Source organism: Enterococcus durans NBRC 100479 = LMG 10746, from assembly GCF_001544215.1.
Lineage (GTDB): Bacteria > Bacillota > Bacilli > Lactobacillales > Enterococcaceae > Enterococcus_B > Enterococcus_B durans.
Genome location: NZ_BCQB01000036.1, coordinates 21240 through 27717, shown reverse-complemented (window position 1 = coordinate 27717; position 6478 = coordinate 21240). Strand labels below are relative to the sequence as shown.

The 6478-nt window shown below is 41.0% G+C and carries 5 protein-coding genes; all 5 read left to right on the top strand.

The window, feature by feature from the left end; genetic code table 11:
* Positions 1–368 precede the first annotated feature (368 nt).
* The 5 genes from ylqF to trmFO all read left to right on the top strand — a co-directional run bounded on the left by ylqF (position 369) and on the right by trmFO (position 6447).
* Positions 369–1229 carry a ribosome biogenesis GTPase YlqF gene (ylqF, locus tag ED2_RS10330; protein WP_016176815.1) on the top strand — a complete coding sequence of 287 codons (861 nt, stop codon included), beginning with the start codon at positions 369–371 and terminating at the stop codon, positions 1227–1229.
* Positions 1222–1989 (top strand): ribonuclease HII, encoded by a 768-nt coding sequence (gene rnhB / locus ED2_RS10325; protein WP_005878148.1) that lies wholly within the window; start codon positions 1222–1224, stop codon positions 1987–1989. Before ylqF ends, rnhB begins: the two co-directional genes overlap by 8 nt.
* 56 nt (positions 1990–2045) lie before the next feature.
* Positions 2046–2903 (top strand): DNA-processing protein DprA, encoded by an 858-nt coding sequence (dprA, locus tag ED2_RS10320; RefSeq protein WP_016176814.1) that lies wholly within the window; start codon positions 2046–2048, stop codon positions 2901–2903.
* Between the two features lie 121 nt (positions 2904–3024).
* A complete protein-coding gene (gene topA / locus ED2_RS10315; RefSeq protein WP_005878152.1) occupies positions 3025–5103 on the top strand; it encodes a type I DNA topoisomerase in 2079 nt (692 codons plus the stop codon).
* A gap of 21 nt (positions 5104–5124) precedes the next feature.
* On the top strand, positions 5125–6447 hold the full coding sequence (gene trmFO / locus ED2_RS10310; protein WP_005878154.1) for an FADH(2)-oxidizing methylenetetrahydrofolate--tRNA-(uracil(54)-C(5))-methyltransferase TrmFO: 1323 nt from the start codon (positions 5125–5127) through the stop codon (positions 6445–6447).
* Positions 6448–6478 lie beyond the last annotated feature (31 nt).

Below are 6478 nucleotides of genomic sequence, written 5' to 3'. Positions count from 1 at the left end.
GCTTCGGTTGCACGGTACACTTGGCTACGAGACACCGGTTGGTTACCGTAACCAGAGATTGGCGCAGCGAATCCTTGATAATGAGCTCGGATGTGCTAACGCTAGCGAGGCAGTCTAACTTTAACTGTTAGCTCCTGCCGAAGATCGTCACATCCGAGGAGGCTCATTGTCAAGGACAATCGGAATAGCATACGGAAAGAAGTTCTGCACCTTATAAAATTTGTCAAAAAAACTGTTGCCATTCCAAAATAACATATGATGAGAATGAGTTTTTTTAAATTGATGAAACTTATGAAGGCAATTTTAGCCAAAAGTATGGAAGATCAGGGTCAAAGAAACCTTGATGCGAAAGGAGTTTATTTCACACTATGACTATCCAATGGTTCCCAGGTCACATGGCGAAAGCACGCCGTGAAGTATCTGAGAAAATGAAATATGTAGATATCGTTTTTGAATTGGTGGATGCACGGTTACCTTTATCTTCAAGAAACCCGATGCTGGACCAGATTATCCAACAAAAACCACGATTAGTCTTACTGAATAAGGCAGACTTGGCAGATCCGCAGCAGACTAGATTGTGGCAAGACTATTTTAAAAAGCAAGGTCATTCAGCACTTGCAATCACGGCACAAGAAAGTAAAGGAATCAAAGCACTGATTCCTGCGGCAAAAGAAGCCTTAAAAGAAAAACGGGAACGTGATGCAGCTAGAGGGATCAAGCCTCGTGCGATACGGGCAATGGTCCTAGGAATCCCCAATGTGGGTAAGTCAACATTGATGAATCGACTAGTTGGGAAAAAAATTGCACAGACAGGGAATAAACCCGGCGTAACAAAAGGTCAGCAATGGCTGCGTTTAGGCAGCGAACTCGAATTATTAGACACCCCAGGGATACTATGGCCTAAATTTGAAGATGAAGAAATCGGCAAAAAATTGGCATTGACTGGTGCGATCAAAGATCAACTTGTGCATTTAGATGATTTAGCGATCTATGGCCTAGATTTTTTTGCGCGCTATTATCCAGGAAGAATAACAGAACGCTATAACATATCAGAGAATCAAGAACAGAAATTAGGTTCTGAACTCCTGATGGATATTACCGCTAAACGGGGCTATAAGGATGACTATGAACGTGGGAGTGAAGTCGTTGTGTTCGACATCCGTCAAGGGAAATTAGGACGCTACACATTAGACCGTTACGAAGAAGTAGGTCAAGAAGAACATGAGTAAGTCGATTCAAAGTATCAAAGAGCGCTTAAAAGCTATTCATTCGCTAACAGATCCAACTATTGAAGAATTTCGGCAGGACTCACGTAAAGGCGTAAAGCAAGCATTGGTTGCTTTTGAAAATCGCTTAAAAAAAGAAGCATTGATCAAAGAAAAATATCAAGAAATGTCGATTTTTGAAAAAATGGGGTATGAAAGTGGTCATGAATGGATCGCAGGGATCGATGAAGTAGGTCGCGGACCATTAGCTGGACCAGTTGTGGCTGCAGCAGTCGTTTTGCCTAAAAATGAAGAAATCCTTGGTTTAAATGACTCCAAGCAATTGTCAGAGAAAAAACGAGAATTGCTTTATGCGCAAATCCAAGAAAAAGCGATTGCTATCGGGATCGGGATAATTGATGAAAAGACGATTGACGAGGTCAATATTTACGAAGCAAGTAAACTTGCGATGATCCAAGCAGTTGAAAAACTAGCTGTAAAGCCTACGTATTTATTGATTGATGCGATGACGCTTGACTTACCGATCCAACAAGAAAAGCTCATCAAAGGGGATGCACGTTCTGTATCGATTGCTGCGGCAAGTATTATTGCCAAAGTTTATCGAGATGATCTGATGAAACAGTATGACAAGTTGTATCCTGGCTATGGTTTTGATCACAATGCAGGCTATGGCACGAAAGAGCATTTACTTGGTTTAGCAGAAAAAGGCGTGACACCGATCCATCGCAAAACATTTGCGCCTGTAAAAAACTATTTGCTTTAAAATAATTGATCGCCTCTTGCGCATGTTACTTATGAGAAAGAGAGGCGATCTTTGTTATGTATAAAATAGATTTATTTTTGGTAAAATTAGCATGTGTAAAAGGGTTGAGCATCCAAAGAAAATGGCAAGTGATTCAAGAGCTGCTGAAATCTGGGAAAAAAGAATTATCCCTAACAGAAATCATTGCTATTGCAAAAATCGGCGACTCCCGTCACCTATTTGAAGAGAGCTGGGCAGAGATTTGTGCAAAACAGGCGGATAGCTTGTCAAAACAATCAGTCGTGACATGCCTAGATAAAAAGTATCCATCGCGACTACTGCATCTTGCAGCGCCCCCTATTGCACTTTTTTACCAAGGTGATCTTTCGTTGTTGGAGAGAAAGATGATCAGTGTCGTTGGTGGAAGAAAAACGTCCGTTTTAGCAAAAAAAATAGTGCACCATCTGTTGGCTCCAGTCGTTGAAGCAGGAGTTGTGATCGTGAGTGGCTGTGCAAAAGGTATCGATACCTATGCACATCAAGCGGCAATCAATTACTCTGGCAAAACAATCGCTGTCATTGGTACAGGGATGAATAAAGTCTATCCTGAAGAAAATCGTGCATTACAAGCAGAGATAGGAAAAAATCATTTGCTACTCAGTGAATTCCTTCCTGATACAGGTCCGAAGAAATATCATTTTCCGATGAGAAACCGGCTCATCGCAGCTTTATCAGAAGGAACCTGTGTGATTGAGGCAAGAGAAAAGAGTGGTTCTCTGATCACTGTCCAGCACGCTTTGGAGTTGGGAAGACCCATTTTTTCTGTTCCAGGAAATATTTTGACAGAACATTCGAAAGGTTCCCATCAATTGATACAAGATGGCGCAGTTTGCGCGGTTTCTGGTCAAGATATATTGGCTGAATTAAAAGAATAACAACGGATTTATCATTGGCTTTTCTTGACAAACGTTTTCTGAATGGATATGATAAGCTACGATTTGTATGAATCCTATGTATATAGTAGGAACACGACAATGGAAAGGAGTCCATTCAGTAATGGCATATAAATATTTAGTGATCGTTGAATCACCTGCAAAGGCCAAAACGATAGAAAAGTATCTTGGTCGTAATTATAAAGTAATGGCTAGTGTTGGCCATATACGTGATCTACCTAAAAGCAAAATGGGGATAGATGTTGAGAACAACTATGAGCCTCATTATATTTCAATTCGCGGTAAAGGCGATGTCATCAAAAGTTTGAAGTCTGCTGCCAAAAAAGCACAAAAGGTTTATCTCGCAAGTGACCCGGATAGAGAAGGGGAAGCAATTGCATGGCATCTTGCTTATTTATTAGGATTAGACTTAAATGACAAGAATCGGGTAGTTTTTAACGAAATCACAAAGGATGCAGTTAAAGCAGCCTTCAAAGAGCCACGAACGATCGATGTTGATCTAGTCGATGCCCAACAAGCACGAAGAGCATTGGATCGTCTAGTGGGTTACTCGATCAGTCCGATTCTTTGGCGCAAAGTGAAAAAGGGGCTAAGTGCTGGCCGAGTTCAATCCATAGCTCTGAAGATCATCATTGATCGCGAACAGGAGATCCGTGAATTTATTCCAGAAGAATATTGGAGTATTGATGGGAATTTCAAAAAAGCGCGTAAAAAATTCAAAGCGAATTTTTGGGGAATCGACGGGAAAAAGAAAAAATTACCAGACGCACAATCCGTGAAAGAAGTCACTGAGCGAATCGATGGACAAGATTTCACTGTTCAAAAAGTTGAGAAAAAAGAACGGAAGAGAAATCCAGCCAATCCGTTTACGACTAGTAGTCTTCAACAAGAAGCTGCCAGAAAACTCAACTTTAGAACACGTAAAACGATGATGGTCGCTCAACAACTATACGAAGGAATTTCTTTAGGAAAACAAGGAACAGTTGGTTTGATTACTTATATGCGTACTGACTCGACACGTATTGCTGAAACAGCGAAAGCGGAAGCGGCTGATTTTATCGAAGAAACATACGGAAAAGAATTTTCTAGTCATGCCAATCGTAAAATCAAAAACGCTCAAGGGGCACAAGATGCCCATGAGGCAGTACGACCAACGAGTGTATTGCGTACACCAGATGAAATCAAGCAGTATCTAGATAAAGATCAATTGAAACTTTATACATTGATCTGGTCACGGTTTGTAGCAAGCCAGATGACACCGGCGATCTTAGACACAATGAAGGTAACCATTGAACAAAACGGCGTGATTTTTATTGCGAATGGCTCAAAGGTTAAATTTAAAGGGTTCATGCAAGTGTATGTCGAAGGACGTGATGACGGCAAAGAAGACAAAGAAAATATTTTGCCAGATCTTGCCGAAGGAGATATTGTCCAATCTACTGATATTGAACCAAAACAACATTTTACTCAACCACCGGCACGATTTAGTGAAGCAACGTTGATTCGTGCATTGGAAGAAAATGGAGTAGGACGTCCATCCACGTATGCACCAACTTTAGATACGATCCAACGTCGTTATTATGTCAAATTGACGCAAAAACGTTTTGAACCAACAGAACTTGGTGAAATCGTCAATTCATTGATTTGCGAGTTCTTCCCGCAAATCGTCGATATCCATTTCACCGCTGAAATGGAAGGCGATTTAGATAAAGTAGAAGAAGGAAAAGAAGCTTGGGTCAAAGTAGTGGACCGTTTCTATAAACCTTTCGAAAAAGAACTTACAAATGCAGAAGAAAAAATCGAGAAGATCCAGATCAAGGATGAACCTGCTGGGTTTGATTGTGACATTTGTGGACATCCGATGGTCATAAAATTAGGTAAGTATGGTAAATTCTATGCATGCAGTAATTTTCCAGAATGTAGAAATACCAAACCAATCGTCAAAGAAATCGGTGTAACTTGCCCAGTTTGTCATGAAGGACAGGTCATCGAACGTAAATCTAAGAAAAATCGTATTTTTTATGGTTGTTCTCGTTTTCCAGAATGTGAGTTTACTTCATGGGATAAACCTGTCGGCAGAAATTGTCCAAAATGTGACCAATATCTTGTAGAGAAAAAGGTCAAAGGCGGCAAACAAGTCGTTTGTGTGAATGGCGATTACGAAGAAGACATCCAAAAATAAGAAATGAAAAGAGGTCAATCATTGAAAACTGTTAATGTTGTAGGAGCAGGTCTTGCTGGAAGTGAAGCTGCGTGGCAGATTGCGCAAGCAGGAGTCCCTGTTCGTTTATATGAAATGCGTCCAGTAAAATCAACTGAGGCACATCACACAAGTAATTTTGCTGAACTAGTCTGTTCCAACTCTCTAAGAGGCAATAGTCTAGCAAATGCGGTCGGTTTGTTGAAAGAAGAAATGCGTCGTTTGAATTCCGTAGTCATTACTTCAGCTGATGAAACAGCTGTTCCTGCTGGAGGAGCTTTAGCGGTTGACCGTGATTCCTTTTCTGAAACCATTACGCGAAAAGTCAAAGAACATCCTTTGGTCACAGTCGTCAACGAAGAAATAACTGCCATACCAGAGGGCATCACGATCATTGCGACAGGTCCGTTGACTTCTCATCCTTTGGCGGAAAGTATTAAAGAATTCAATGGATCAGAAGGATTTTACTTTTATGATGCGGCTGCGCCAATCGTCGATAAAGCAACGATCGACATGGACAAAGTCTACTTGAAATCTCGCTACAACAAAGGGGAAGCAGCTTATTTAAACTGTCCAATGACAGAAGAAGAGTTCAAGGCTTTTCATGAAGTATTAACGACAGCAGAAGTGGCCGAGTTGAAATCTTTTGAAAAAGAAAAATACTTTGACGGCTGTATGCCGATCGAAGTGATGGCACAAAGAGGCTTCAAAACAATGCTGTTTGGTCCTATGAAGCCAGTTGGATTAGAAGATCCAAAAACGGGCAAAAGACCGTATGCAGTCATTCAGCTACGCCAAGATAATGCGGCAGCATCTTTGTATAATATCGTCGGTTTTCAAACGCATTTGAAGTGGGGCGAACAAAAACGTGTTTTCCGGATGATCCCTGGATTAGAAAATGCTGAGTTCGTGCGTTATGGTGTGATGCACCGTAACAGTTTCATGAATTCGCCAGAATTATTGAAGCCTACGTATCAATCGACAAAACGCGAAGATTTATTTTTCGCCGGACAAATGACGGGTGTCGAAGGGTATGTTGAAAGTGCCGCCAGTGGTCTACTTGCAGGTATCAATGCCGCTCGTTTGGCAAAAGCTGAAGAGCCAATTGAATTTCCACAAGAAACTGCTATCGGCAGCATGGCATACTATATCACACACGCAGAAGGCAAACATTTCCAACCGATGAATGCAAACTATGGATTGTTCCCTGAGTTACCGAAACGTATTCGTGATAAAAAAACACGTTATGAAACAATTGCTCAAAGAGCATTGGAAGTGGGCGAACAATTCAAACGTGAATTATTTGAAGAAGTTCCTGCCAATTAGACAAAAGAGGGTAGAAGCGTTTAACTACGAG